25 protein-coding genes are annotated in these 24,561 nt (G+C 71.2%); 16 read left to right on the forward strand and 9 right to left on the reverse strand.

Annotated elements, in window-relative coordinates; genetic code table 11:
* Positions 1–1,338: condensation domain-containing protein (locus IE142_RS28640; protein ID WP_229830942.1), on the reverse strand; the 1,338-nt coding region annotated here is incomplete at its 3' end.
* Positions 1,339–1,953: 615 nt separating this feature from the next.
* Here IE142_RS28640 and IE142_RS28645 point away from each other — a divergent pair.
* From IE142_RS28645 to IE142_RS28665, 5 genes are read left to right on the forward strand one after another with little or no spacing between them, the layout of a single operon-like run.
* A complete protein-coding gene (locus IE142_RS28645) occupies positions 1,954–3,357 on the forward strand; it encodes a class I adenylate-forming enzyme family protein (RefSeq protein WP_191888428.1) in 1,404 nt (467 codons plus the stop codon).
* A complete protein-coding gene (locus IE142_RS28650; protein WP_191888429.1) occupies positions 3,354–3,590 on the forward strand; it encodes an acyl carrier protein in 237 nt (78 codons plus the stop codon). Before IE142_RS28645 ends, IE142_RS28650 begins: the two co-directional genes overlap by 4 nt.
* Positions 3,591–3,635: 45 nt before the next feature.
* Positions 3,636–3,836, forward strand: coding sequence for an MbtH family protein (locus IE142_RS28655; protein ID WP_043382691.1), 201 nt, complete (start codon positions 3,636–3,638; stop codon positions 3,834–3,836).
* Between the two features lie 9 nt (positions 3,837–3,845).
* On the forward strand, positions 3,846–4,409 hold the full coding sequence (locus tag IE142_RS28660) for a hypothetical protein (protein WP_191888430.1): 564 nt from the start codon (positions 3,846–3,848) through the stop codon (positions 4,407–4,409).
* Positions 4,406–5,038: a DUF6875 domain-containing protein gene (locus IE142_RS28665; RefSeq protein ID WP_191888431.1), complete on the forward strand. Its 633-nt coding sequence runs from the start codon at positions 4,406–4,408 to the stop codon at positions 5,036–5,038. Before IE142_RS28660 ends, IE142_RS28665 begins: the two co-directional genes overlap by 4 nt.
* A 145-nt stretch (positions 5,039–5,183) precedes the next feature.
* On the opposite strand, the gene IE142_RS28670 is transcribed toward IE142_RS28665, so the two are convergent.
* The 3 genes from IE142_RS28670 to IE142_RS28680 all read right to left on the reverse strand — a co-directional run bounded on the left by IE142_RS28670 (position 5,184) and on the right by IE142_RS28680 (position 7,706).
* Positions 5,184–5,426 (reverse strand): DUF5302 domain-containing protein, encoded by a 243-nt coding sequence (locus IE142_RS28670; protein ID WP_043377480.1) that lies wholly within the window; start codon positions 5,424–5,426, stop codon positions 5,184–5,186.
* Between the two features lie 98 nt (positions 5,427–5,524).
* Entirely contained in the window at positions 5,525–6,946 is a 1,422-nt protein-coding gene (locus IE142_RS28675) for a DEAD/DEAH box helicase (RefSeq protein ID WP_191888432.1), read from the reverse strand.
* A gap of 181 nt (positions 6,947–7,127) precedes the next feature.
* Positions 7,128–7,706, reverse strand: a complete 579-nt coding sequence (locus IE142_RS28680) for a dihydrofolate reductase family protein (RefSeq protein ID WP_191888433.1) — start codon at positions 7,704–7,706, stop codon at positions 7,128–7,130.
* Between the two features lie 192 nt (positions 7,707–7,898).
* Between IE142_RS28680 and IE142_RS28685 the strand changes: the two genes are divergently transcribed.
* A complete protein-coding gene (locus tag IE142_RS28685; RefSeq protein ID WP_191888434.1) occupies positions 7,899–8,594 on the forward strand; it encodes a GntR family transcriptional regulator in 696 nt (231 codons plus the stop codon).
* A 9-nt stretch (positions 8,595–8,603) separates the two neighbouring features.
* On the opposite strand, the gene IE142_RS28690 is transcribed toward IE142_RS28685, so the two are convergent.
* The 5 genes from IE142_RS28690 to IE142_RS28710 are packed head-to-tail and all read right to left on the reverse strand — an operon-like array spanning position 8,604 to position 13,352.
* Entirely contained in the window at positions 8,604–9,605 is a 1,002-nt protein-coding gene (locus tag IE142_RS28690; RefSeq protein WP_191888435.1) for a proline racemase family protein, read from the reverse strand.
* Between the two features lie 2 nt (positions 9,606–9,607).
* On the reverse strand, positions 9,608–10,504 hold the full coding sequence (locus IE142_RS28695; RefSeq protein WP_191888436.1) for a dihydrodipicolinate synthase family protein: 897 nt from the start codon (positions 10,502–10,504) through the stop codon (positions 9,608–9,610).
* A complete protein-coding gene (locus IE142_RS28700) occupies positions 10,497–11,948 on the reverse strand; it encodes an FAD/NAD(P)-dependent oxidoreductase (RefSeq protein WP_191888437.1) in 1,452 nt (483 codons plus the stop codon). The genes IE142_RS28695 and IE142_RS28700 overlap by 8 nt, the downstream gene beginning before the upstream one ends.
* Positions 11,941–12,195 carry a (2Fe-2S)-binding protein gene (locus tag IE142_RS28705; RefSeq protein ID WP_191888438.1) on the reverse strand — a complete coding sequence of 85 codons (255 nt, stop codon included), beginning with the start codon at positions 12,193–12,195 and terminating at the stop codon, positions 11,941–11,943. The genes IE142_RS28700 and IE142_RS28705 overlap by 8 nt, the downstream gene beginning before the upstream one ends.
* Positions 12,192–13,352: an NAD(P)/FAD-dependent oxidoreductase gene (locus tag IE142_RS28710; protein WP_191888517.1), complete on the reverse strand. Its 1,161-nt coding sequence runs from the start codon at positions 13,350–13,352 to the stop codon at positions 12,192–12,194. Before IE142_RS28710 ends, IE142_RS28705 begins: the two co-directional genes overlap by 4 nt.
* 202 nt (positions 13,353–13,554) lie before the next feature.
* On the opposite strand from IE142_RS28710, the gene dgoD reads away from it, so the two are divergent.
* From dgoD to IE142_RS28760, 10 genes are all read left to right on the forward strand, one after another.
* The gene (gene dgoD, locus IE142_RS28715) at positions 13,555–14,700 is read left to right on the forward strand and encodes a galactonate dehydratase (protein ID WP_191888439.1); all 1,146 of its coding nucleotides are present in this window, start codon (positions 13,555–13,557) and stop codon (positions 14,698–14,700) included.
* 54 nt (positions 14,701–14,754) lie between these two features.
* The gene (locus tag IE142_RS28720; protein WP_191888440.1) at positions 14,755–15,399 is read left to right on the forward strand and encodes a bifunctional 4-hydroxy-2-oxoglutarate aldolase/2-dehydro-3-deoxy-phosphogluconate aldolase; all 645 of its coding nucleotides are present in this window, start codon (positions 14,755–14,757) and stop codon (positions 15,397–15,399) included.
* Positions 15,396–16,349 carry a sugar kinase gene (locus IE142_RS28725; RefSeq protein WP_191888441.1) on the forward strand — a complete coding sequence of 318 codons (954 nt, stop codon included), beginning with the start codon at positions 15,396–15,398 and terminating at the stop codon, positions 16,347–16,349. The genes IE142_RS28720 and IE142_RS28725 overlap by 4 nt, the downstream gene beginning before the upstream one ends.
* A 58-nt stretch (positions 16,350–16,407) precedes the next feature.
* The gene (locus IE142_RS28730; RefSeq protein ID WP_191888442.1) at positions 16,408–17,121 is read left to right on the forward strand and encodes a FadR/GntR family transcriptional regulator; all 714 of its coding nucleotides are present in this window, start codon (positions 16,408–16,410) and stop codon (positions 17,119–17,121) included.
* A gap of 184 nt (positions 17,122–17,305) precedes the next feature.
* Entirely contained in the window at positions 17,306–18,211 is a 906-nt protein-coding gene (locus IE142_RS28735; RefSeq protein WP_229830956.1) for an endonuclease/exonuclease/phosphatase family protein, read from the forward strand.
* Positions 18,212–18,308: 97 nt separating this feature from the next.
* Positions 18,309–19,331 carry a LacI family DNA-binding transcriptional regulator gene (locus IE142_RS28740; RefSeq protein WP_191888444.1) on the forward strand — a complete coding sequence of 341 codons (1,023 nt, stop codon included), beginning with the start codon at positions 18,309–18,311 and terminating at the stop codon, positions 19,329–19,331.
* A 150-nt stretch (positions 19,332–19,481) separates the two neighbouring features.
* Entirely contained in the window at positions 19,482–20,897 is a 1,416-nt protein-coding gene (locus IE142_RS28745) for an ABC transporter substrate-binding protein (protein WP_191888445.1), read from the forward strand.
* 64 nt (positions 20,898–20,961) lie between these two features.
* Positions 20,962–21,921 carry a carbohydrate ABC transporter permease gene (locus IE142_RS28750; protein ID WP_191888446.1) on the forward strand — a complete coding sequence of 320 codons (960 nt, stop codon included), beginning with the start codon at positions 20,962–20,964 and terminating at the stop codon, positions 21,919–21,921.
* Positions 21,922–21,938: 17 nt separating this feature from the next.
* On the forward strand, positions 21,939–22,814 hold the full coding sequence (locus tag IE142_RS28755) for a carbohydrate ABC transporter permease (RefSeq protein WP_191888447.1): 876 nt from the start codon (positions 21,939–21,941) through the stop codon (positions 22,812–22,814).
* 119 nt (positions 22,815–22,933) lie between these two features.
* Positions 22,934–24,538 (forward strand): glycoside hydrolase family 13 protein, encoded by a 1,605-nt coding sequence (locus IE142_RS28760; protein WP_191888448.1) that lies wholly within the window; start codon positions 22,934–22,936, stop codon positions 24,536–24,538.
* Positions 24,539–24,561: the final 23 nt, after the last annotated feature.

A 24,561-nucleotide genomic window follows, 5' to 3' on the forward strand; every position in this document is an offset into this window, starting at 1 on the left:
CACAGCCGCCCGCTCCTGCGCGGAGAGCAGATCGATCCGCCCGATCCGCCGGGACGGATCCGTTGCCGTGACGGCTCGCAGGGCCGTGCGCAGGCGCCGGTGGTGAACGGCCAGTTCGTCGTGCGTGCACAGTTCGGGGTGGGCGTTCACGTCGACGACCGGCCCGGCGCCGTCGCGTCGGTCCCACACGGCGAAGGTGAGGTCTCCCACCAGGCCGGAGGAGAGGTTGTGCGCGGTGGTCGGCGATCCGTCGAAGGTGATCGCGTAGTCGAAGGACATGACGTTGACGACCGGCGCGTACCACGTCCCCAGACGGCCGGGCAGTGCGAGGTCGCGCTGGATGTCCTCGGCCCGGTACCGCTGGTGACCACCCAGTTCGCGCACGCGCTTGCCGATCTGGGCGAGGAGTTCGCCGAGTGTCAGCTCCGGTCGTAGCGTGAGTCGGAGCGGTAGGACGTTGGCGGCCGTACCGGGGGTGCGGCGCTCCACCTGGGTGAGGCGGGCCGCCACCGGCAGGCCGAGGACGACGGTGGCCGTGCCGGTCGTCCGGTGGACGTGGAGGGCCGCGGCGGCGATGACCAGGTGCGACCAGGGGGCGCGGGCTCGGCGGGCCGCGTCGCGCAGTGCCGTGTGTTGCGCCGCATCCAATGTCGTGGTGTGGCGGAGATAGCGCTCCGGCGTGGTCGAAGGCGTGCCGACGATTCCGGTCGGCTGCGGGCGGTCGGTGAAGCGTTCCGTCCAGTACGTCTTGTCCTGGGCGAATTGCTCCGACACCCGGTAAGCCTGTTCGGCCGTGATCAGGTCGGACAGCGTGCCGAATGGGCTCTCACCCACCGCGCCGCCTCCGGCCAGCGCGGTGTAGACGTCGGCGACCCGGCGCGTGATCAGCAAGGACCCGAAGGCGTCCATCACGGCATGGTGGTAGCCCTGGTACCACCAGAAGCGGTCGGTGCTCAGCTTCAGGAGCGCGTACTCGAACAGCGGGCCCTCGGTCAGGTTCATGGGCCGGGCGACCGCGGTGTCCATCCAGTCGCGGGCGGCCCGTTCGGGGTCCGGCTCCGCGCTCAGGTCGGTGACCGCGAGTGGCCGGTCGGCAGGCTCCTGGAGGGCTTGCCGGACCTCGCCGGACTCCTCGACGAAGCGCACGTGCACCGCCTCCGCCTCGGCGACGACGACTCTCAGGGCGTGCGCGAACAGCTCCGGGTCCACACCTCCGTGGATCTCCAGGTACTCCCCCACCCGGAAAACGCGATTACCTCTCCCCAGTCGCTGCTCGGCGATCCATATTTCACGTTGCGCAGCCGTGAGGGGCAGCGTGGTGCCGGCACTGACGGACAAGTCTCCACCTCCGAGAATTCCCCCGCACGGACGGCCGGAGAGACAGGAATGAAAAGCTCACAATGTCCTGGAAACGCGTCGTCAATTCGATCGCGCCGAAGCGAAACGGCAGCCTCCGCTCTGTCGAGCGATGTGGATCGCCGTGCGTGTACAGGAGCCGGACGTAACCGCCCGGAAACGCGACAGAGGGAACCTAACCCCGGAGGATTCGAAGGGTCAAGGAGATCAATCGGCTATGCCACGCGCATGTCCGGGCCGTGTCCCGCCGGCGGGACACGCGGGGCAACCCGGCGGGACCCGCGCGCACGCCCAGCGTCGGCCGCGAGGCCCGCCGAAGCGCCCTGGCGACCAACTTCCCCTGTAACTACCGGTGCAGGCCCGCCGCCGGCGCTTGCGGCGAGGCGTGGCCGATGCCGGCCACACGCCGGACACAGCCCTTTCCCGCGCAGGCCGCGCCCTGGCGGTGCGGCGACCGGCGCCGGGACCTGCGCGTCGAGCGAGGGGCGGTCCGCCTTGATCGACGGGCTCTTGCCCGCCGTTTATCCACAGTGTTAGGTTCACGTCCATAAATGCCGATCACACGTTTCCCGAGGCTGTTTCACAAAGGAAACCCGTATGGCAAAAACGCAGTGGGTACGTCATCTGCTGGACCGTGGCGCGGACGACGACCCGTGGGCCGTTTCGAGCGCTTCGGTCACCCGGGGACAGTTGCGCGGTGCGGTAGCCGAGTTTGAGGAGCGTTTCCAGAAACAGGGAATTGACGAAGGCAGCTCGGTTCTCCTGAGGATGACGCCGAGTTTCACTTATATTCAGGTCCTGCTGGCCCTGTGGAGCCGTGGGGCCCAGGTGGTCCTGGTCGACTTCCGGCTGAAACCGGCCGAGTACGAACCGCTGGCCCGGCTGGTGCGTCCGCAGTACCTCGTCGCCGCGTCCGGCGCCGGAGGGCCGGTGGCCGGATTCCGTCAGGAGTCCGACTTCACGGTCCGGCGGCTGCCGGACGGCCGGCCTGCCGTCGACGGCATACGACTGGTGCAGTTCAGCTCGGGCTCGTCCGGCCGGCCCAAGGTGATCGGGCGGCCCGCCGAGTCCGTGCTGGGCGAAATCGACCGGCACGCCGCACTTCCCGGAATCCCCGGCGCGGGCGACCGGATGATGCTGCTGAACTCGGTCATGCACAACATGGGCCTGGTCAGCGGCGTGCTGCACGCCCTCGCGTCCGGGGCGACGCTGATCATCCCGCCGACGCTGCGCCCGGCCGAGGTCGTACGGCTCATGGCGGCCAGCGGGACGACCGCCGTCTACGGAACTCCCGTCCACTACGACCTGCTTTCCCGCGTCGCCGACCGGCCCCGGCTGCCCGCACTGCGCCTCGCGGTGTCCGGCGGCGAGCGGGTGCCGCAGGAGACCCACGAGAACTTCCGTGCACGCTTCGGCCTGTCGATCAGCCCGGTCTACGGACTGACCGAGATGGGACTGATCGCGGGTGACCTGTCCGGCACGTCCGTCCCTCCGCAACTGGGGTTCCCAGTGCCGGGCGCCGAGGTCAAGGTCGTCGACGAGGAGCTGTATGTGCGGATGGACCACTCGCCGTATCTGTACGGCGAGCACGCGGACCGCTACACGGACGGCTGGCTGCGGACCTACGACCGGGTCCGGCAGGATCCTGCGACCGGGGTGCTCAGCATGCTCGGCCGGGCCGACTCGCTGGCCGTGATCGGTGGACTGAAGGTCGACCTCACGGAAGTGGAGAACGTCCTTCTGGCCCACGACCGGGTGACGGAGGCCGTCGTGACGCACGGAGAGGTCATCGAGGCGTTCGTGGGCGCCGACCCCGCCGTCACCGCGGACGAGTTGACGGTCTGGTGCCGGGAGCGGCTGAGCCCCGTCAAGGTCCCCAAAAGGCTCCACGTCACGCGACTGTTGCCGCGGAACTCGATGGGGAAGCTGATCCGCGACCGTGCGCTGATGCACGGACGCGTTCTGTCCGAGTCGCCCTCAGGGGCACAGGGGGACCGGTGATCACGAAGGACGAGCTCAAGGCGATATTGACCGAGAACGCGGGACTGGGGCCGCCCGAGGAGCTGACCGACGACGCCGAGTTGGTAGTCGACTCCTTCACCCTGGTGATCCTTCAGCACGTCCTGGAGGAGCGGCACGGCCTGGTCATCGACCCGCAGTTCGACGACATGGCGCAGTTCACATCGATCGACGGCATCCATGCCTATGTGACCCGGGTCGCGCAGGAGCACTGACCGGCACACCCGGCCCCCATCCGACCGCATGCGCAGGGAGCGATGATGAGCAACCCCTTCGAGAACCCCGACGGCACCTTCCTGGTGCTCGTCAACGACGAGGGCCAGCACTCGCTGTGGCCCTCGTTCGCCGAGGTGCCCGCGGGCTGGACGGTCGCGCTCGGCCAGAGCGACCGCCAGACCTGCCTCGCCTACGTCGAGGAGCACTGGACCGACATGCGCCCGCTGAGCCTCGTGCGCCGATAGGAGACCTCGATGGACGACGCCGCATTCCAGCAGCTGCTGTTACGGGAGGAGGACCTCGAGGAGTCGTTCTACGGCGAGGAGCCGAGCGCCGCCTACGATCCCGCCTTCGTCTCCGGCGACGAGTCGGGGCGGGCCATCGTCGACCTGACCAACATGCTCACGCACGGCACCCATCCCGGGACGGTGCACCACGCCTCCGCGCTGTTCACGAACGTCGTGGGGTCGGTGGTGTTCCACCATGTCGCCCAGTTCGACCCCGGGACCTGCCGCCAGATCTACCGGGCGCTCTTCGACGCGGTGCACGCCTGCGCGCAGTACCGGATGGAACTCAACGACGGCGTGCAGCTCGACATCTCGCGGGTGCACCTGGCGCCCGTCGAGCTGGGAGACGGCGGCTTTCTGGTGCGGTGGCTGTCCACCGTCGACCACTTCCGTATAGAGACCGCCTGGGTGATCGTCGCGAAGGGTGACGTTCTCACCTTCGTCAACGCCCGTGTCCCGGACGAGTCGGAGATCCAGCGGCTCGCACGCATCGCCGTCGACCGCGTCGCCGAACTGACCGGTGCGTCATGACGTCAACGGCATCCCTGGTCGACTTCACGTCCGCGGTGGAAGCGGTCGAGGAATGGCTGACCGAGTACATCTCAGCGAGCCACCCGGCGATCGGCCGCACCGGGCCCATCTGTCCCTTCGTGGCGCCCTCGCGCAAGAACCGGACGATGGAGATCCGCCTGCGGCTGGCCGGCCACGCGCCGACCCTCGAGCTGATCGAGGAGATCGCCCGCAGCAGTCTGCGCGAGTACGAGCTGACGACCTGGCAGGGCCGCAATCCCATGCTGAGGGCCATGGTGGTCGCACTCCCCGACCTGCGCAGCGAGGACACCGGACTGCTCGACCAGGCCCATGCCCGGGTGAAGGACGACTTCGTGGCACAGGGGCTCATGATCGGCCAGTTCCACGAGAACTGCGACGTGACGGCCGCACGCAACCCCGGATTCGCGGTGAGCAAGGCTCCCTTGCCCCTGTTCGCCATCCGCGCCATCGCCCTGCACGACGTCTTCTTCCTGTCCGAGCGACCGCACTGGTTCCAGCAGTACCGGTCGCGGTTCGGCAAGTTCTTCGGACCGGGGTCCACCGTGGCGGACCCGCTGTTGGTGGAGCACTACCAGGAGGCCGAGCAGGCTTACGGAGGTCCGTCGTAATTCCGCCATGACCTCCTGGCCGCCGGCGGGGATCCCACGATGTTGGATTCCCCGCCCGCGAACTCTCCCGAAACCGGTACCCGCCAGTCACCACATCGACCGGGCCGGGCTCCGGCACAGCGGCCGGAGCCCGGGACGAGTCGACTCAGCCGCCGCTCTTGCGCCGGAACGAACGCTGGCTCGCGGCCGGGCCGTGCGTCGCGCGCACCTTCGGCGCATTGGCGTTGGCGGCGCCGTCGGCCGTGTCCGCCTGCGCGCCGCGCTTGCGGGCCAGGGCTTCGCGGAACTTGCGCTTGAGGTCGTAATTGCCCTCGTCGTCCGGCGTCAGCGGGGACGTCTCGGCGGCGGTGGGTGCCGAATCCTCCGTAGGTACGGGCTCAGCGCTCATGGTGACCTCCTGGGTTTCGGTGGCTGGTCAGGCACAGCTTGTCATGCCGGTCGCGGTACGGGGCGCCGACGGCGACTCCACTGCCGCGGCGACGGCTCTCAGCCGCCACGACGCACGCGGGCCGCCTTGCGGGCCTCGGCGAGCTTGCGGGCCTCACCGGCCTTTCGGGACTTGCCGCCGGCGCCGCCGCCGCGAGCGGCGTCCTTGCTGGTGCCGAGGCCGCGGAAGGGAGCGTTGGTGTTCTTGGGCCGGGGGGCGGAGGGCCCGCCGTCGAGCGGGATCCCGGAGGGTCCCCTGGCGCCGGTGATCCGGCTCAGCTCCGCCTCGCCGGAGCGCACCTTGGTGACGGTCGGCTCGATACCGGCCTCGGCCAGCATGCGGCTCGTCTCGCGGCGCCCGCCCGACAGTACGAGCGTGACCACGCTGCCGGACTCGCCGGCGCGGGCGGTGCGGCCGGCCCGGTGCACATAATCCTTCGGGTCGGTGGGCGGGTCGACGTTGACCACGAGATCGAGGTCGTCGACGTGCAGGCCCCGGGCCGCGACGTCGGTCGCCACCAGGGCGGTGATCCGGCCGTTCTTGAACTGCTCCAGGGTCCGTGTGCGCTGTGGCTGGGACTTGCCACTGTGCAGGGCCCCGGCGTGCACCCCGCTCGCCCGCAGGTGCCGGGTGAGCTGGTCGACGGCGTGCTTGGTGTCGAGGAACAGCAGTACGCGGCCTTCGCGGGCGGCGATCTCCGTGGTGACGGCGTAGCGGTCGGGGCCGTGGACGACCAGGACGTGGTGCTCCATCGTCGCGACCGTGCCCTCGGCCGGGTCGACCGAGTGGACGACGGGGTCGTGGAGGTAACGGCGGACCAGCTGATCGACGTCGCCGTCGAGAGTGGCCGAGAACAGCATCCGCTGGCCGTCGGGGTGCACCTGGTCGAGCAGGTCGACGACCTGCGGCAGGAATCCCAGGTCGCACATCTGGTCGGCCTCGTCCAGCACGGTGATCCTCACCCGTCCCAGGCGGCACGCCCGGCGCTCGATCAGGTCGTGCAGGCGTCCGGGGGTGGCGACGACCACCTCGGCTCCCTCGCGCAGCGCGGCGATCTGCCGGCCGATCGACGTGCCGCCGACGACCGTGGTCATCCGCAGCCGCAGCGCCTCGGCGTACGGCTCCAGCGCCTCGGTGACCTGTTGGGCCAGCTCCCGGGTGGGAACGAGGATCAGGGCGAGGGGCTGCTTCGGTTCGGCGCGCCGCCCGGCCGTGCGCGTCAGCAGCGGCAGGCCGAAGGCGAGCGTCTTGCCGGATCCGGTGCGCCCGCGCCCCAGGACGTCGCTCCCTCGCAGGGCGTCGGGCAGTGTGGCGGCCTGGATCGGAAAGGGCTCGCGCACCCCGAGTCCGCTCAGGGTGCGCACCACTTCCACCGGCAGTTCCAGGTCGGCGAAGGAGAGGGCCGGGGGCAGCGACGGGGTCGCGTTCCCCTGCCGGGCGGGACCGCGATGAGCGATGCCGGAGTCGTCGAGGTGCTTCATGGACAGCCTTCCGCAGGGACACGTACCGAGGAAGGCCCGGCAGGGCTGAACGGCCCGCGTACGAGCAGGACCGATCAGGCAGACTTCGCCCACCGCGACGACCACGCAAACGCATAAGCCTAACATGCGGTGGACACGGTCCGGGGCGGTTCTTCGTGGAGCTGTCGGCCCGGCACGGTCGTCAGGTGACGGGGCGGCGCGGCACGCGGTAGTGAAGGTGGATGACTCTCGAGTCGAAGGTGCGGGTCCCGACGAGTTCGAGGTCCACCCGGCGCTGCTGCTGAGGGAAGAGCGGGGTGCCACCGCCGACCAGGACCGGGTAGACCATGACCCGGTACTCGTCGATCAGCCCCGCCGCGGCCACCTCGGCGGCCAGCATCGCGCCGCCGATCGCGATCTCGCCCCCGCCCGGCTCGGCCCGCAGCCGCTCGATCTCCTCCGCCGGGCTGCCGGAGGCCAGGCGGGTGTTGCTGCCCAGCACTGCCGTCAGCGTGTTGGAGAACACCACCTTCGGAAGCGCCTTCCAGATCGCGGCCCACTCGCGCATCGGGGCATCGAGGGACGGATCCTGGTCGGCGGTCTCCCAGTACAGCATCGTCTCGTACAGCCGTCGTCCCAGCAGGTGGACGCCGACCTGTTGGATCTCGTCGGTCCAGAAGGCGAAGACCTCCTCGCCGGGCTCCGTCCAGTCGAAGCGGCCGTCCGGCCCGACGATGTAGCCGTCGAGTGAGGCACTCATCGAATAGGTCACGCTGCGCATCAGCCGTCCTCCTCGCCAGGGAGGTTCGACAGTACGGCCGCCGTTCGCCGGGGGCACCGCACCGCGCCGGGCCGGGGAGGGGGCGGCGGCCGGCCCGGGAGACCGGTCACCCGCCTCTGGCCGGCCAAGCCCGGTGGAGCAACGTGACATTGTAGGGTGAGGCTGATCGGACCGAGGCTCCAAGGAGCACACATGCCTCATCTCACTTCGCGGGCGATTCCGGTCCAGGCCCCGCTGCGTGACCAGGTGGCCGACGCGCTCCGGGCCGCGCTCATCGCCGGCGAGCTCCGTCCCGGCGTCGTCTACTCCGCGCCCGCCCTGGCGGCGGAACTCGGCGTCTCCGCGACCCCGGTGCGCGAGGCCATGCTCGATCTGACCCGGGAGGGCCTGGTCGAAGCGGTCCGCAACAAGGGTTTCCGCATCACCGAGATGACCGACCGGGACCTCGACGAGTTCACGGACATCCGTACCCTGGTCGAGGTGCCCACCGTGGGCCGGGTCGCCAGGACGGTGCCGGCCGAGCAGCTGGAGCGGCTGCGTCCTCTCGCGCAGGAGATCGTGACGTCGGCCCAGAAGCACGACGTCCTCAAGTACCTGGAGGCCGACCACCGCTTCCATCTCGAACTGCTGTCGCTGGCCGGGAACCGGCGCCTGGTCGAGGTGGTGGCCGACCTGCGCAAGCGCTCACGCCTGTACGGTCTGGGCGACCTCGACGAGTCCGGGCGCCTGGTGGCTTCCGCTCGGGAGCACATCGAGCTCCTCGACCTGATCGTGGCCGGCCGGGCCGAGGAGGCGGAGGAGTGCATGCGCCGCCACCTCTCCCACATCCGCACGCTGTGGGCCCACGGCTCCGCGGGCGCGGAGGACGGCGGGCCGACGCTGCGGTGACCGGGCCGCTCAGAGGGTGAAGCCCGCCGGGTAGGGATCCGACGGATCGAGCAGGTACTGGGCGGTTCCGGTGATCCAGGCCCGGCCGGTGACCGACGGGAGGACGGCCGGGCGGTCGCCGACGGACGTCTCGCCGAGGACGCGGCCGACGAACCGGGAACCGATGAAGGACTCGTTGACGAAGTCCCGGCCGACCGGCAGCAGCCCGCGGGCGTGCAGTTGTGCCATCCGGGCGCTGGTGCCCGTGCCGCACGGTGAACGGTCGAACCATCCGGGGTGGATCGCCATGGCGTGCCGGGAGTGTTCCGCGGTCGACCCGGGTGCTTCGAGATAGACGTGGTGGCACACGTCGATCGCGGGATTCTCCGGGTGGGCCACCGGGTTCTGTGTGTTGATCGCGTCCATGACGGCCAGGCCGGCGTCGAGCATCCGCTGCTTCTCCGAGCGTTGGAACGGGATCTTGAGGTCTTCGAGCCGGACGAAGGCGTAGAAGTTGCCGCCGTAGGCGATGTCGTAGCGCACCGGCCCGTACCCGTCGACCTCGACGACCTGATCGAGGGCGTGGCTGTACGAAGCGACGTTCTCCAGGGTCACCGACTCGGCGTGGCCGTCGCGCACGCGCACCCGGGCCGTGACCAGTCCCGCGGGTGTGTCGAGACGTACCGGTGTCTCCGGTTCGACGGCCTCGATCATTCCCGTCTCCACGAGGACCGTGGCGACGCCGATGGTCCCGTGCCCGCACATCGGCAGGCAGCCGGACACCTCGATGAAGAGCACGCCGAAGTCGGCGTCCGGCCGGGTCGGGGGCTGGAGGATCGCCCCGGACATCGAGGCGTGCCCGCGCGGCTCGCACATGAGCAGGGTGCGCAGGTCGTCGCGTTCGTCGACGAAGCGCTGCCGTCGTTCGAACATCGTTGCCCCGGGGAGGACGCCGACGCCGCCCGTGATCACGCGGGTCGGCATCCCCTCGGTGTGGGAGTCGACGGCGTGGTAGCAGACCTTCGAGCGCATCGTCAGTTGACCCCCGCGTCGATGAGGGCCTGGGTGGCGGCGCGCACGACGGCCTCCGTCTCAGGGGTGAGCGGCTGCCGCGGCGGACGGCAGACTCCGCCGCGCCGGCCCGTCATCTCCTGGCCGAGTTTGATGGCCTGGACGAACTCCGTCCTGCTGTCCCAGCGCAGGACCGGATGGAGTCGGCGGTAGAGCGGCCGGGCCGTCTCCAGGTCGCCGGCGAGCGACGCCTCGTAGAGCGCGAGGCAGGCGCGGGGGAAGACCTGCGGGTACCCGGCGACCCAGCCCTTGGCGCCGGCGATGCCTACCTCCAGGACCGTGTCGTCCGTGCCGATCATGAGGTCGAGGCCGGGGGCGAGTTCGGAGATTTCGTAGCAGCGCCGGACGTCTCCGGAGAATTCCTTGACGCCGACGATGAACCCCTCGGCGTGCAGTTTGGCGAGCAGGTCGGGGCGCAGGTCGACCTTGGTGTCGATGGGGTTGTTGTACGCGGTGACGGGGAGGCCGGCCGAGGCCACCAGCTCGAAGTGCTCGAGGACCGCGCGGTCGTCGGCCCGGTAGGCATTGGGCGGCAGGCACATGACCGCCCGGCAGCCCGCGTCCCTGGCGAACCGGGCGTGCCGCCTGGCCTCGAGGCCGCCGTAGGCGCCGACACCCGGCATGACGGTGAACCCTTCGGGGGCGGCGGCGAGGGCCGTCTCGACGACCCGGTCGCGCTCCTCGTACGTCAGCGTCTGGTACTCGCCGAGCGACCCGTTCGGCGCGACACCGTGCATGCCCTGCTCGGCGAGGAAGGCGACGTTCTTCGCGTAGGCGCCGTAGTCGATGGTGAGATCGGCGTTGAAGGGCAGGCTGGTCGCGACGATGACGCCGTGCCAGGGCTTGCGGTGCTCACTCATGTGCTGCTCCTTCGGTGTTCTCGCCGGCGTCGTCCAGGTCCGCGAGGACGCCGAGAGTGACGGGGGTCGCGATCAGCCGTTCGGTGGGTGCGTAGGGCCGGTGCGGTGCCACGAGGCAGTGCACGGCGGGACCGCAGATCCGCCCCTGGCACCACCCCATGCCGGCCCGGGTCAGTTGTTTGACCTGCCGGTGGTCGCTCGCCCCGCAGTCGGCTCGGGCGGCCCGGACCGCGCCCGCGGTCACCTCCTCGCACCGGCACAGGACGGTGTCGTCGGTCAGCCACTTCGCCCAGCCCGGTGGGATCGGGTGGGCACGGGCCATGGCGCGGGCGAAGGCGCGTTGCCCGGCCACCGTGGCGCGCGCCGCGGCCAGGCGCCTCCTCCCGGGCACGGGGGCGGCTCCGTGGTCGGCGAGGACCGACCCGGCGGCGAGGCGGCCCTCGGCGAGCGACAAGCGTGCTCCGCCGACCCCGCACACCTCGCCCGCCGCGTAGAGCCCGGGTACGGTGGTGCGCTGCCCGGTGTCGACGGCGACGACCGCGCTGCCGTCGCCGGAGTCGGTGAGGTGGCAGCCGAGCGGGACGAGCAGGTCGAGTTGGGGTGTGAAGCCCCATCCGACCCCCACGGCGTCGACCTCCACGCGTCGCTCCGTGCCCGGGCGGGGGCTGCCGTCGGGCGCCAGGGAGGCGATCCGGACCGAGGAGACGCGGTCGGTGCCGCCGGCCGCGACGATCGCCGTGCGGGGGTGAAGCCGCACGCCGTGGCGGGCCAGGGTGAGGCCGTACCGCGCTCCTTCGGCCCACTTGGCGGGGTTGCGCAGCAGCGGGCCGGGCTGCCGCAGCCAGGCCGAGGGGCCGGCTGCCTCGCAGACCGCGACCACCTCGACTCCGCGGGATGCCAGTCCGGCTGCGACCGGCAGCAGGAACGGGCCGGTTCCCCCCAGTGCTACGCGGCGGCCCGCCGCCACTCCCCCGCCCTTGAGCAGTGCCTGCAGGCCGCCGACGGTGAGCACGCCGGGCAGGTCCCAGCCGGGGAAGGGCAGTTGGCGGTCGTAGGCCCCGGTCGCCACCAGCAGGCGTGGCGCGCGCAGGGCCACGGCGGTCTCCTCGGGCGCCCGGCGCCGGTCGACGGAGTGCACCGTGAAGCCGTCGTCGTCGCGGGTCACGGACCAGACGTGGTGGGCCAGGCGCAGGTCGAGCCGCCCTCGCGCGCGGGCCGTCGACAACGCCCGGCGCAGGGCCCGGTATTCGCGCAGTCCGTGGTGGAGGTCGGCGGTCGGGATCGCCGGTCGCGCGTGGTCGGGCGGATGCCGCCAGTACTGGCCGCCCACGGCGGTACCCGAGTCGACGAGCGCGACGCTCAGCCCTCCGGCCAGGGCCGTGACCGCCGCGGCCAGGCCGGCCGGTCCCGCGCCCACGACGACGAGGTCCGCCGTCTCACCCATCGTCGTCCTCCTGCGTCGTGACGGTCATTCCCGCACGGGCCGGGATCAGGCAGGCCCGCTGCCCGACCGCTCCGTCGATGGTCACCAGGCAGTCGAAGCAGACGCCGATGCCGCAGAAGACGCCGCGCGGACGGCGCCCGACGCGGGTGGTCCGCCAGGCGACCCGGCCGGCGGCCACGAGGGCCGCGGCGACCGTCTGTCCCTCGGTGAACCCCAGCGGTTCGCCGTCGACGCTGAACCGGCTCACTGGGCGGCACCTTTCGGAGTGAGGAAGCGGTCGGGCAGCAGTGCGGTGTGCGCCGCCGGATCGGCTCCCCGCCAGGGACGGCCGAGCAGGTGCGCCGTCACCAGGGCGCCGGTCGCGGGGGCGAGCCCGATGCCGGCGCCTTCGTGACCGCAGGCGTGTACGACGCCCGGGGCTCGCGGGTCCGGGCCGACGACCGGCAGGTGGTCCGGGCAGTAGGGCCTGAATCCGCGGTAGGTCCGGATCAGGTGGGTGTTCCGCAGGAAGGGGAACAACCGGCACGCCTGGGCGGCGAGCCGGGTGACCACGGCCGGGTTCATCGTCGTGTCGAAGCCGACGCGTTCCCGGCTGGCGCCGATGAGGATCGTGCCGCCTCGGGTTCCCTCGACGACGCACGAGGTCTCCAAACCCGCGTCGGACGACGCGACGCCCGCGACGTAGTCCGCGGAGTAGACCTTGTGCCGGACCATCGGGGGCAGCGGTTCGGTCACGAGGACGAAGCCCCGGCGCGGAAGCACTTCCACGGGTGCGCCGAGCCGGCGGCCGAGCTCGCCGCCCCAGGTGCCGGCGGCGTTGACGACGGCGTCGGCGGGCAGCGTCTCACCGGCCGCGGTCCGGACACCGGTGACCTCGCCGTTCCGGCCGGCCACCGCGGCGGCGACCTCGGCGGTGCGCGTGCGCGCTCCGCGTTCCACTGCCGCGCGCAGCAGGGCTGCCGCCGCCAGCACGGGCTGCACCTGGGCGTCCTGCGGGTAGTGCACGCCGCCGGGGACGCCCGGGGCGATGTGGGGTTCGAGCTTGCGGACGTCGTCGACCCGCTCGACGCGGACACCCGCCCGTGCCTGCCGTGCGGCGAACTCGCCGAGTGCCGCGAGTCCTTCGCCCGTGCTCGCGACGACCAGGCCTCCCTTGGGCTCCAGTTCGAAGGAGGCCGCGCCGAGCTCGTCCCCGGCCTCGTCCCACAGCGCACGGCTCAGGCGGGCCAGGTCCAGCTCGGGGCCGGGTTCCTTGTCGGACAGCAGCACGTTGCCCTCGCCGCGGCTGGTGGTCCCGGCGCCGACGGGTCCGCGGTCGACGACCGTGACGTCCAGGCCCGCCGAGGCGGCGTGGAAGGCGCACGCGGCACCGACCGCACCCGCGCCCACGACGACGACCTTCAGGGCCGACACCCCCCTGTGCAATGTCACATGCCACCGCTCACGCTATTACCCGGCCCGCTGGAGCACAACGCCTCGACACCGGCCGAAAACCCCTGGGCGGCACCACGGGACGGCACCACAGGGACCACAGGGCATCTCTTGGCAGAATTCATAAATGCACATTTAATGCGGGCAGGTCCATGTCCCGAGCCAGGAGGACCCTTTGAAGATCACCCGCATCGAGACATTCGCCGTACCGCCCCGTTGGCTGCTGTGCCGGGTCGAGACCGACGAGGGCGTCGTCGGCTGGGGCGAGCCCGTCGTCGAGGGCCGGGCGGCCACCGTCCGCACGGCGGTGCACGAACTGGCCGAACTCCTCCTCGGCCAGGACCCGTCACGCATCGAGGATCACTGGCAGGTCATGACGAAGGGCTCCTTCTACCGGGGCGGCCCGGTCCTCTCCAGCGCCGTCGCGGGACTCGACCAGGCCCTGTGGGACATCGCGGGCAAGCGGTTCGGCGTCCCCGTCCACGTACTGCTCGGCGGGCCGGTGCGCGACCGGGTACGGGCCTACAGCTGGGTGGGCGGCGACGAGCCCGGCGAAGTGTCGGACGCCGTCGCGGCCCAGATGGAGGCCGGCTTCACGGCGGTCAAGATGAACGCGTGCGGCAGGATGAACCGCCTGGCCACGACCCGCGACATCGACGACTTGGTGGGGCGGGCGACCGCGGCCCGCGAAGTGCTGGGGCCGGACCGGGACTTCGCCGTCGACTTCCACGGCCGGTTCACGCCGGGCAACGCACGCAAGGTGCTGCCGCACCTGGCCCCGCTCAATCCGCTGTTCGCCGAGGAGACGGTGCTGCCGGAGTACACCCACCTGCTGGGGGACCTCGTGGCCTGCTCGCCGGTACCCCTCGCCACCGGCGAGCGGCTGTATTCGCGTACCGACGTGCTGCCCGCCCTCCAGGCCGGGATCGCCGTCCTCCAGCCCGATCTCTCCCACGCGGGCGGGATCTCCGAGGTGCGCCGCATCGCCGCGCTCGCGGAGACCTTCGACGTCCCCGTCGCACCGCACTGCCCCCTCGGCCCGGTCTCCCTGGCGTCCAGCCTGCAGATCGCCTTCAGTACCCCCAACTTCCTCATCCAGGAACAGAGCATCGGCATCCACTACAACCAAGGTGCCGAAGTCCTCGACTACGTCGTCGACCCCGAGGTGTTCCGCTTCCACGACGGATGCTTCCTGCGCCCCACCGCTCCGGGCCTCGGCATCGAGGTCGACGAGCGGGCCGTGCGGGCTGCCGACAACAGCGCACCCGACTGGCGGGGCCCCGTCTGGCGGCACCCGGACGGCTCGTTCGCCGAGTGGTGAGGGCCCGTCGGCCGTCGCACCCGCACCCGCCGTACCCCTCACGGGAGAGGTTCCATGGAACTCACCGACTTCACCGCCAGGCTGAGCCGTGACAGGCTCGCCGCCATCGTGCGCGGACGCTCGGCGGATGCCGCCCTGCGCACCGTGCTCACGCTCGTCGAGGAAGGTGTCGGCCTCGTCGAGGTCTCCCTGAACACCGAGGACGCCTGCGGCGTGATCGCCAGGGCCGTCCGCGAGGTCGGCAGGGACGCCTTCGTCGGCGCGGGGACGGTCGTCACGCCCGAAGATCTGCGGCGTGCCCGGGACACCGGCGCCGCCTGGGTGGTCACCCCGTCCGGCGGTGAGGCGGTCGCCGACGCGGCACGGCAGGGTGTGCCCGTGGTGGCGGGTGCCCTGACTCCCACGGAGGCGGTCGCCGTCATGGCCGCGGGCGCCACCGCGGTCAAGCTCTTCCCCGCCTCGCTGGGCGGACCCGCCTACCTCCGGGCCCTCAAGGACCCCTTCCCCGACATGCCGCTGGTGCCGGTCGGCGGGGTGGACGCGGACCTCGTACCGGAGTACTTCGCGGCGGGTGCCGTCGCGGTCGGGGTCGGGTCGCCCCTCGTGGGCGACGCCGCGCACGGGGGTGACCTGGGCCGGCTCCGCGACCGGGCTCGCCGGTTCCGTTCGGTGTGCCGGGCGGAGGCACGCGGCGTATGACGGCCGACGTCCTGACCTTCGGTGAGACGATGCTGTCCCTGCAGACCGATGGCCCGCTGAGCACCGGAGTCCCGGCCCGTACCGCGGTGGCCGGTGCCGAGTCGAACGTCGCCGTCGGCCTGGCCCGGCTGGGCCACCGCGTCTCCTGGGCCGGCCGCCTCGGCGCGGACGAACCGGCCCGCCTGGTCCTGCGGACCCTGCGCGGCGAAGGCGTCGACGTACGGCACGCCACCACCGACCCCGAGGCACCGACGGGTGCCCTGCTGCGGGAACGCCTCGTGGGCGACGTGGCGCGCGTGCACTACTGGCGCGCCGGGTCGGCCGCCTCCCGTCAGCGGCCCGAGCACCTCACCGCCGCGCTGGCCGAAGGCGCCCGCGTCCTGCACGTCACCGGAATCACCTGTGCGCTGGGGCCCGGTCCGCTCTCCGCGGTGACCGGGGCGGTCGAGTACGCGCGCGCACACGGCTGGACGGTGGCGCTGGACGTCAACCACCGGGCCCGCCTGTGGAGCGGGAGGGAGGCGGCGGCCGTCCTGCGCCGGCTGCGCGGCAGCGTCGACCTCGTGATCGCGTCCGACGACGAACTCCCCCTGATCGCCGGGGACGACGACACCGACGAAGCCGCGCGGGTGGCGGAGTTGCTGGCGGCCGGCGTCCGTGAAGTGGTCGTCAAGCGGGGTGCGGACGGCGCGGGCCGTTACGGCGCCGACGGGCACCGCCTCCACCAGCCCGCCCCGCGGGTACCGGTGGTCGACACGGTCGGTGCCGGGGACGCCTTCTGCGCCGGCTACCTCTCGGGGCTCCTGGACGCCCTCGCGCCGGCCGACCGTCTGGGCCGCGCGGTCACCACCGGCGCCTTCGCGGTCGCCACTCGGGGCGACTGGGAGGGCCTGCCGCACCGCGACGAACTGGCCGTGCTGAACGCCCCGCCGGGCAGCGCCATACGCTGAGCCCCGGCGAGCGCACCCGCGAGCCGCTTCCCCGACGAGTCATCACCAGGAGAACCGCATGGCGTCCTACTCCGGCCGCGGCCTGCACGGGCAGGTCGTGCAACGGCTGGGCGCGCGCATCGTGGGCGGAGAGATCGCCGAGGGCGAGATCCTTGACATCGGCGCGCTCGGGGCCGAGCTGGACGTGAGCCTGACCGTCATGCGGGAGGCGCTGAAGGTACTCGCCGGCAAGGGGCTGACCGACGCGCGGCAGAAGCGCGGTACGTACGTCCGGGAGCGCGCGCACTGGAACCTCCTCGACGCCGATGTGATCCGCTGGCGGATGGAGACCAAAGACGCGGTGCCGCTGCTGCGCGACCTCGCCGACGTGCGTTCCATCGTCGAGCCCGCCGCGGCGCGCCGGGCCGCCCTGCACCGTACGGATGTCGACCTGATGGCCCTGGAAACCGCCCTCGACGCCATGGGGCGGTCCCGGCAGGTCCCCTCCGCGGCGGCCGAGGCGGACGCGGCCTTCCACCGGGCCCTGCTCGCCGCCACCGGCAACGAGCTGCTGCGCAGGATGGACATGCTGTTGGAGCCGGGGCTCAGGGAGCGCGACCGTCTGGTCCACGCGCGGGAGGACGCCGACGACCCCGTCCCCAGCCACCGCGCGGTCCTGGACGCCGTTCGCGACCGGGACCCGGCAGGAGCGGAGTCCGCGATGCTCGCCCTGCTCGCCAAGGCAGCGGCGGACCACGATCAGCTCACGCTCGGCCCGCGGGATCTCGCCTGACGGGAACCTGAACCACTCGGTGACTCGTCCTGACGGGCGAGGACGAATGGGCGGACGACGCATGGCGGAGCAGGCGGAGGCCCGGCGGCGACTGGGGCCGGCAACATGGGTGCGGGGCCGGACGGCCCGGGTGCGGAGCCTTGCGGCCCGGTTGCTCAGTCGTCCGTCCTGGGTGCGGGGCCGCGTGGTCGCGGCGGCCGCGGTGCTGACGGCCGGCCTGCTGGTGTTCCACGGAGCGGTTCCCGACGCGGCGATCGGGCTGGGCAGTCTGCTGGAGACGTTCCTGCCGTGGCTCGGTGCGGTGGTCCCGGTGCTGTTCGTCCTGGCGCTGGTGCGCCGGTCACCGGTCGCGCTGGTGGCCCTCCTGCTCCCGGTCGCGGCCTGGACGTACCTCTTCGGCGGACTGCTGCTGCCCGCGCCGGAACCCGGCCCCGACGACGTGGTCGTGGTCCAGCACAACGTCAGCGACGTAAACGACGACCCCGCGGGCACGGCCCGTGCGCTGGCCGACGCGGAACCCGATCTCATCGCCCTTCAGGAACTGGTGTCCCCGGCACTCGACGTGTACGCGCGAACCTTCGCCGCCGACTACCCGTACCGGACGGTCCACGGCACGGTCGGGCTCTGGTCGAAGCACCCGCTCACCGAGGCCGGGCCGCTCGACATCAAGCCGCGGGGCGTCACGGAGGAGTGGAACCGTGGCCTGCGCACGGTGGCCCGCACCCCGCACGGTGAGATCGCGGTGTACGTCGCGCACCTGCCCTCGGTCCGCGTCGGGGCGAGCGGCCTGGCGTCGGCCCGGCGGGACGAGAGTGCCGGGCTGCTGGGCGATGCCGTCGCGGCCGAGGAACTGGGCCGGGTGGTGCTGCTGGGCGACCTCAACGGCACGGTCGACGACCGTGCCCTCGATCCCCTGACCACCCGGCTGAACGGGGCCGAACGGGGCCTCGCCCTCAGTTTCCCCGCCGCCTTCCCGGTGGCCCGGATCGACCAGGTGATGGCCCGCTCCGCGACCGTCGGCCACATCCGCACCCTGCCCGCCACCGGCAGCGACCACCTCCCGGTCGCCGCGCGCATCACCCTGGACTGAGGGCGGGGCATGCGCCCATACGTTTCGGCGCCGGACGCGATCGCCGCGATCCGGCGCGAGAGCAAGCCGCTTGCGGGGCTTGCGTTAGCCTTTCGCTGTGACGCGACGACTTGCTCAGGTGGCGAAGAAGGTTGGGGTCAGCGAGGCCACGGTCAGCCGGGTCCTCAACGGCAAGCCCGGGGTGTCCGAGGCGACCCGGCAGTCCGTGCTGAGCGCGTTGGACGTGCTGGGGTACGAGCGGCCGACCCAGCTGCGGGGCGAGCGGGCGCGTCTGGTGGGGCTGGTGCTGCCGGAGCTACAGAATCCGATCTTCCCGGCGTTCGCCGAGGTCATCGGCGGCGCGCTGGCCCAGCAGGGGCTGACGCCGGTGCTGTGCACCCAGACCAAGGGCGGCGTCTCCGAGGCGGACTACGTCGAACTGCTCCTCCAGCAGCAGGTATCCGGGGTCGTCTTCGCCGGCGGGCTGTTCGCCCAGGCCGACGCACCCCACGACCACTACCGACTGCTCGCCGAGCGCAACATCCCCGTCGTGCTGATCAACGCCTCCATCCCGGATCTCGACTTCCCCTGTATCGCCTGCGACGACGCGGTGGCCGTCGAGCAGTCCTGGCGACACCTGGTCTCCCTCGGGCACCAGCGCATCGGCCTGGTCCTCGGCCCCTCGGACCACATCCCCTCGCGCCGGAAGCTGGCCGCCGCTCAGGAAGCGGCCGACGCGTTGAACGCCCAGCTGCCCGAGGAGTTCGCGGAGCGGTCGATGTTCTCGCTGGAGGGCGGCCAGGCAGCCGCCTCCCGCCTGCTGGAACGCGGCGTCACCGGCATCATCTGCGCCAGCGACCCCCTCGCCCTCGGCGCCGTGCGCGCCGCCCGCCGCCGCGGACTGGCCGTACCCCACGACGTCTCGATCGTCGGCTACGACGACTCCGCCTTCATGACCTGCACCGAACCCCCGCTCACCACCGTCCGCCAGCCCATCGAGGCAATGGGACGCGCCGCCGTCGACCTCCTCTGCACCCAGATCCAAGGCACCGAAGTCCCCCACCGGGAACTGCTCTTCGAACCGGAACTCGTCGTCCGCGGCTCCACCGCACAAGTCACCGCCAAGTCGCCCGCCGGGTAACCGGCTCCCTACACCTTCGGAGGCTGTCAAACAATTACTAAATCAACGCGAGATATTGCGTGCACTTGTTCACGGTGATTGAGTGAGCGGCGCCCCACAACGCATCGGCGGTGGGGCGCCTTCCACGTTCATGCCCGAAGGGGACCACCCATGAGAAGTGCTCGGTTCCGCCGCACCCGTCGTGCCGGCGCCATCACGCTCGTCTCCGCTCTCACGCTGACTGCTCTGGCCGCCTGCGGCACGAGCAGCAGCGACGACGGCGGCGGTTCCGAAGGCGGGAGCGGTTCCGCCGACCCGGCCGCTCCGCTGGACCCGAAGACCGAGGTGACCATCACCATCGACTGCATGCCCCCGTCGGCGAAGGCGGCCGAACTGAGGGAGTGGAAGGAGGACGTCAAGGAATTCAACAAGAAGTACCCCAAAGTCACCGTCGACGGCCGCTCCACCCCCGGCCAGTGCCTCGAACCGCCGCGCTTCACCGCGATGCTGAAGGCCAAGTCGCAGCCCGACGTCTTCTACACCTACTTCACCGACTTGCCCCAGGTGCTGGACAACGACGGCGCCGAGGACATCACCGCGTACGTCAACGACAAGACCGTCCCGGCGCTGAAGGACATCGACCCGAACGTCCTCGCCCAGCTCAAGCACGAGAACAAGCTGTACGGCCTGCCCACCAGCAACTACACCATGGGGCTGCTGATCAACCGCAAGCTCTTCGAGAAGGCCGGACTCGACCCGGACAACCCGCCGCGCACCTGGGGGGAGGTGCGCACCGCCGCCAAGAAGATCTCCGACCTGGGCGACGGCATCGCCGGATTCGGCGAGTACAGCGCCGGCAACACCGGCGGCTGGCACTTCACCGCCCAGATGTACAGCCTCGGCGGCGACGTCGTGGACCCGAGCGGCAAGAAGGCCGCGTTCGACGACGAGCTGGGCAAGCAGGTCGCCGAGAACCTCCACGCGATGCGCTGGGAGGACGAGAGCATGGGCAGGACTCAGCTGCTCAAGTGGGGCGACCTGCAGAAGCAGATCGCCACCGACAAGCTCGGGATGTTCCTCGCCGCGCCCGACGACATCACGTACATGGTCCAGCAACTCGGCGCCGACTACGAGAACTTCGGTATGGGGCTGATTCCGGGCGAGAAGAACACCCTCGCCGGCGGCAACAGCTACATGATCAAGAAGGGCATCTCCCCCGACAAGGTCAAGGCCGCGATCGCCTGGCTCAACTTCCAGAACCTCACCGTCGGCGAAGGTCAGTTCAACTGGGAGCGAAAGAAGAAGGACGAGCTGCCGGTCGGCCTCCCCCAGCCCAACTTCTGGCTGAACGAGTCGAAGACGAAGGACGACGCGGCCCGGATCGAGCACGCCACCATGCCGGTCGAGAACTTCAAGGCGTTCATGGACGCCCCGGTCCCGGGCAAGGCCGAGCCGCCGAAGGCGCAGGAGGTCTACAAGGTCCTGGACAACGTGATGTCCGGCATCCTCACCAACGAGGACGCCGACATCGACCTGCTGCTCGACACGGCCGAGCAGCAGGTCGACCAGGTTCTGGCCACGCAGTGACCGGCTCCCTCGCGGGCGGGCCGCACCGCCCCCCGGCCCATGAGATCAGTACCGAGGAGCGACGATGTCGGCCCCCAGCCTCACCCCGACCAAGGCGGCGAGAGCCCGCCACGCCCAGCCGCCGCCGGACGGCCCGCCGCCGCCCGGCGGGTCCTTCGCCCGAAGCCTGAAGCGCAACCTCACCGCGCACGGCTTCCTGATCGGCGCGGTCCTCTGCTTCGCGTTCTTCTCCTGGTACCCGATGGTCCGGGAGTTCCTCCTGGCCTTCCAGAAGACGGACCAGGGCGAGGTCTCCTGGGTCGGCCTGGACAACCTTCGCACGGTCTTCAACGACCCGGCCTTCTGGCAGGCCTGGCGCAACACCCTGCTGTTCACCGTGCTGGCGCTGGTTTTCGGCTTCGCGGTGCCGTTCGTCGTCGCGCTCGTCATCAACGAACTGAGGCACGGCAAGGGCTACCTGAGGCTGCTGGTCTATCTGCCGGTGATGCTGCCGCCGGTCGCCGCCGTCCTGCTCTTCAAGTACCTGTACGACCCCGGCTACGGCCTGCTCAACGAACTGCTCGGCTCCGTCGGACTGCCCGAGCAGCAGTGGCTGCAGGATCCCGACCTCTCCATGCTGTCCGTGGTGATCGCGTCGACCTGGATGAACATGGGCGGTGCGGCCCTCATCTACCTGGCCGCGCTCCAGGGCATACCCGGCGAGCTGTACGAGGCGGCGGAACTGGACGGCGCCGGACTGTTCCGCAAGATCTGGCACGTGACGATCCCGCAGACCCGGCTGATCCTGTCGCTGCTGCTGCTGATGCAGATCATCGCCACCATGCAGGTCTTCGTGGAGCCCTTCCTGCTCACCGGCGGCGCCGGCCCCGAGGGCTCGACCACCACGGTCGTCTACCTGATCTACCAGTACGCCTTCAACTTCAACAACTACGGCGCCGCGGCGGCCCTCGGTCTGCTGCTCCTCGTACTCCTCGCCGGTTTCTCGACGGCGTACGTGAAGCTCAACCGCGCCGAGGACGAGTAGGCCGGGGGAATCCACCGATGTCCACACGCACGCTCATCTCGCCGGCCCAGCTGGCCCGGCCGCGCGGCAAGCGCCTGTACTGGGCGACGTTCGCCCTGGTCGTCATGGTGTTCACCGTGGTCTTCCTCGGCCCGATGTACTGGATGGTCTCCAGCGGCTTCAAGGACACCCAAGAAGCGGTCGCGACCCCGCCGACGCTGATCCCCGAGTCCTTCCAGCCGGACAACTACTCGCAGGCCTGGAACGTCATGGACCTGGCCGGCCTGCTGGGGAACACGCTGTACTACGCGTTCGGCGCGCTCGCGTTCCAGCTGGTGCTGGACGTGGCGGCGGCCTACTCGCTGTCCAAGCTCCGGCCGGTTCTCGGCAAGGCCATCCTCGGCATGATGCTGGCGACGCTGATGATCCCGGCGACCGTACTGGTCGTGCCGCAGTACCTGACGGTGCTCGACGTGCCGATCTTCGAACGCAACCTGCTCAACACGCCGTGGGCGATCTGGCTGCCCTCGGTGACCAACGCCTTCAACATCTTCCTGCTGAAGCGGTTCTTCGACTCGATCCCCAGGGAGCTGCTGGACGCCGCGTCCATGGACGGCGCCTCGCCGATGCGCGCCCTGTGGTCGATCGTCCTGCCCATCTCCCGGCCGATCCTCGGCGTGGTGTCCATCTTCGCGATCGTGGGCGTCTGGAAGGACTTCCTCTGGCCGATGCTGACGCTGCCCGACCCGGCCGAACAGACCCTGAACGTCGGCATCTACTCGCTGTCCAACGGTGTGCCAGTCAACGTGCTGATCGCCGCGCTCGCCATGGCCTCGCTGCCGACCCTGATCATCTTCCTGATCTTCCAGCGCAACATCATGAGCGGACTCACCGCCGGCGGACTCAAGGGCTGAGGCGCCCCGCGCCGCCCCTCCCCGGCCCGTCCCCGTCAACCTTCGCCGTCGGCCCGTCCGACCGCCCCGCCCTGTCCGGGCCGGCGGCGAAGATCCGACCTGCCCGAAAGGACCGTCACGTGGCAGCCCCCGACTCGCACCGCACCGCAGGCTGGTGGCGCGACGCCATCATCTACCAGGTGTACCCCCGCAGTTTCGCCGACGGCGACGGCGACGGCACCGGCGACCTCGCGGGGGTCCGGGCGAGACTGCCCTACCTCGCCGAACTCGGTGTCGACGCCGTCTGGTTCACCCCCTGGTACGTCTCGCCGCTCGTCGACGGCGGCTACGACGTGGCCGACTACCGGACCATCGACCCGGCCTTCGGCACCCTCGGCGAGGCCGAGAAGCTGATCACCGAAGCGCGGGAGCTCGGTATCCGCACCATCGTCGACATCGTCCCCAACCACGTTTCCGACCAACACGCCTGGTTCCGCGCGGCGCTCGCGGCCGGCCCCGGCAGCGAGGAGCGCAAGCGCTTCCACTTCCGCCCTGGGCGCGGGGAGAACGGCGAACTGCCGCCCAACGACTGGCCCTCCCAGTTCTCCGGCCCCACCTGGACCCGGGTCCCGGACGGCGAGTGGTACCTGCACCTGTTCACTCCGGAGCAGCCCGACCTCAACTGGGCCCACCCCGAGGTGCGCCGAGAGCACGAGGACGTGTTGCGCTTCTGGTTCGAGCGCGGCGTCGCGGGCGTACGCATCGACTCCGCCGCCCTGCTCGCCAAGGACCCCGCGCTCGCGGACTTCGAGGAGGGCGTCGACCCGCACCCCTACATCGATCAGGACGAACTGCACGACATCTACCGCTCCTGGCGGGCCGTCGCCGACGAGTACGGGGGCGTCTTCGTGGGCGAGGTGTGGCTGCCCGACGCCGAGCGCTTCGCCCGCTACCTGCGCCCCGACGAACTGCACACCGCGTTCAACTTCAACTTCCTGTCCTGCCCCTGGGACGCGGACCGGCTGCGCCGCACCATCGACGACACGCTCGCCGAGCACGCCCCCGTCGGGGCCCCCGCCACCTGGGTGCTCTGCAACCACGACGTGACCCGTACCGTCACCCGGTACGGCCGCGAGGACACCGGCTTCGACTTCGCCACGAAGGCCTTCGGCACCCCCACCGACCCGGCACTCGGCACGCGGCGTGCCCGGGCCGCGGCGCTGCTGACGCTGTCCCTGCCCGGGTCCGTCTACCTCTACCAGGGGGAGGAACTGGGCCTGCCCGAGGCCGACGTCCCGCTGGACCGCATCCAGGACCCGATGCACTCCCGCTCCGGGGGTGTCGATCCGGGCCGGGACGGCTGCCGTGTGCCGCTGCCGTGGTCGGCCGACGCCCCGTACTGCGGTTTCGGCTCCGAGACGGAGCCCTGGCTGCCGCAGCCCGCGGGCTGGTCGGCGTACGCGGCGGACCGCCAGGGCGCGGACCCGGAGTCGATGCTCAGCCTCTACCGCGAGGCACTGCTCCTGCGACGCACCACCGACGGATTCGGTGACGGCCCGCTCGACTGGCTGCCCGCGCCGGACGGCGTGCTCGCGTACCGTCGGCCGGGCGGCCTGATGTGCGTCGTCAACCTGTCCCCCGGGCCGGTCGCCCTGCCGGCGCACAGCACATTGCTGCTCGGCAGCGGGCCGCTCGACGGGGACGGCCGGCTGCCGCGGGACACGGCGGTGTGGCTGCGCGCCTAGCGCGCGCCGGTCGGCGCCTCGGT

Source organism: Streptomyces mutabilis (assembly GCF_014649815.1).
Classification (GTDB): Bacteria; Actinomycetota; Actinomycetes; order Streptomycetales; family Streptomycetaceae; genus Streptomyces; species Streptomyces mutabilis.

What these genes read in the sequence shown, in the direction of transcription:
- IE142_RS28645 (WP_191888428.1), top strand. Translation starts at nt 1,954, where the DNA reads ATGGCAAAAACGCAGTGGGTACGTCATCTGCTGGACCGTGGCGCGGAC.
- IE142_RS28655 (WP_043382691.1), top strand. Translation starts at nt 3,636, where the DNA reads ATGAGCAACCCCTTCGAGAACCCCGACGGCACCTTCCTGGTGCTCGTC.
- IE142_RS28660 (WP_191888430.1), top strand. Translation starts at nt 3,846, where the DNA reads ATGGACGACGCCGCATTCCAGCAGCTGCTGTTACGGGAGGAGGACCTC.
- IE142_RS28665 (WP_191888431.1), top strand. Translation starts at nt 4,406, where the DNA reads ATGACGTCAACGGCATCCCTGGTCGACTTCACGTCCGCGGTGGAAGCG.
- IE142_RS28670 (WP_043377480.1), bottom strand. Translation starts at nt 5,426, where the DNA reads ATGAGCGCTGAGCCCGTACCTACGGAGGATTCGGCACCCACCGCCGCC.
- IE142_RS28675 (WP_191888432.1), bottom strand. Translation starts at nt 6,946, where the DNA reads ATGAAGCACCTCGACGACTCCGGCATCGCTCATCGCGGTCCCGCCCGG.
- IE142_RS28680 (WP_191888433.1), bottom strand. Translation starts at nt 7,706, where the DNA reads ATGCGCAGCGTGACCTATTCGATGAGTGCCTCACTCGACGGCTACATC.
- IE142_RS28685 (WP_191888434.1), top strand. Translation starts at nt 7,899, where the DNA reads ATGCCTCATCTCACTTCGCGGGCGATTCCGGTCCAGGCCCCGCTGCGT.
- IE142_RS28690 (WP_191888435.1), bottom strand. Translation starts at nt 9,605, where the DNA reads ATGCGCTCGAAGGTCTGCTACCACGCCGTCGACTCCCACACCGAGGGG.
- IE142_RS28695 (WP_191888436.1), bottom strand. Translation starts at nt 10,504, where the DNA reads ATGAGTGAGCACCGCAAGCCCTGGCACGGCGTCATCGTCGCGACCAGC.
- IE142_RS28700 (WP_191888437.1), bottom strand. Translation starts at nt 11,948, where the DNA reads ATGGGTGAGACGGCGGACCTCGTCGTCGTGGGCGCGGGACCGGCCGGC.
- IE142_RS28720 (WP_191888440.1), top strand. Translation starts at nt 14,755, where the DNA reads ATGGAACTCACCGACTTCACCGCCAGGCTGAGCCGTGACAGGCTCGCC.
- IE142_RS28725 (WP_191888441.1), top strand. Translation starts at nt 15,396, where the DNA reads ATGACGGCCGACGTCCTGACCTTCGGTGAGACGATGCTGTCCCTGCAG.
- IE142_RS28730 (WP_191888442.1), top strand. Translation starts at nt 16,408, where the DNA reads ATGGCGTCCTACTCCGGCCGCGGCCTGCACGGGCAGGTCGTGCAACGG.
- IE142_RS28745 (WP_191888445.1), top strand. Translation starts at nt 19,482, where the DNA reads ATGAGAAGTGCTCGGTTCCGCCGCACCCGTCGTGCCGGCGCCATCACG.
- IE142_RS28750 (WP_191888446.1), top strand. Translation starts at nt 20,962, where the DNA reads ATGTCGGCCCCCAGCCTCACCCCGACCAAGGCGGCGAGAGCCCGCCAC.
- IE142_RS28755 (WP_191888447.1), top strand. Translation starts at nt 21,939, where the DNA reads ATGTCCACACGCACGCTCATCTCGCCGGCCCAGCTGGCCCGGCCGCGC.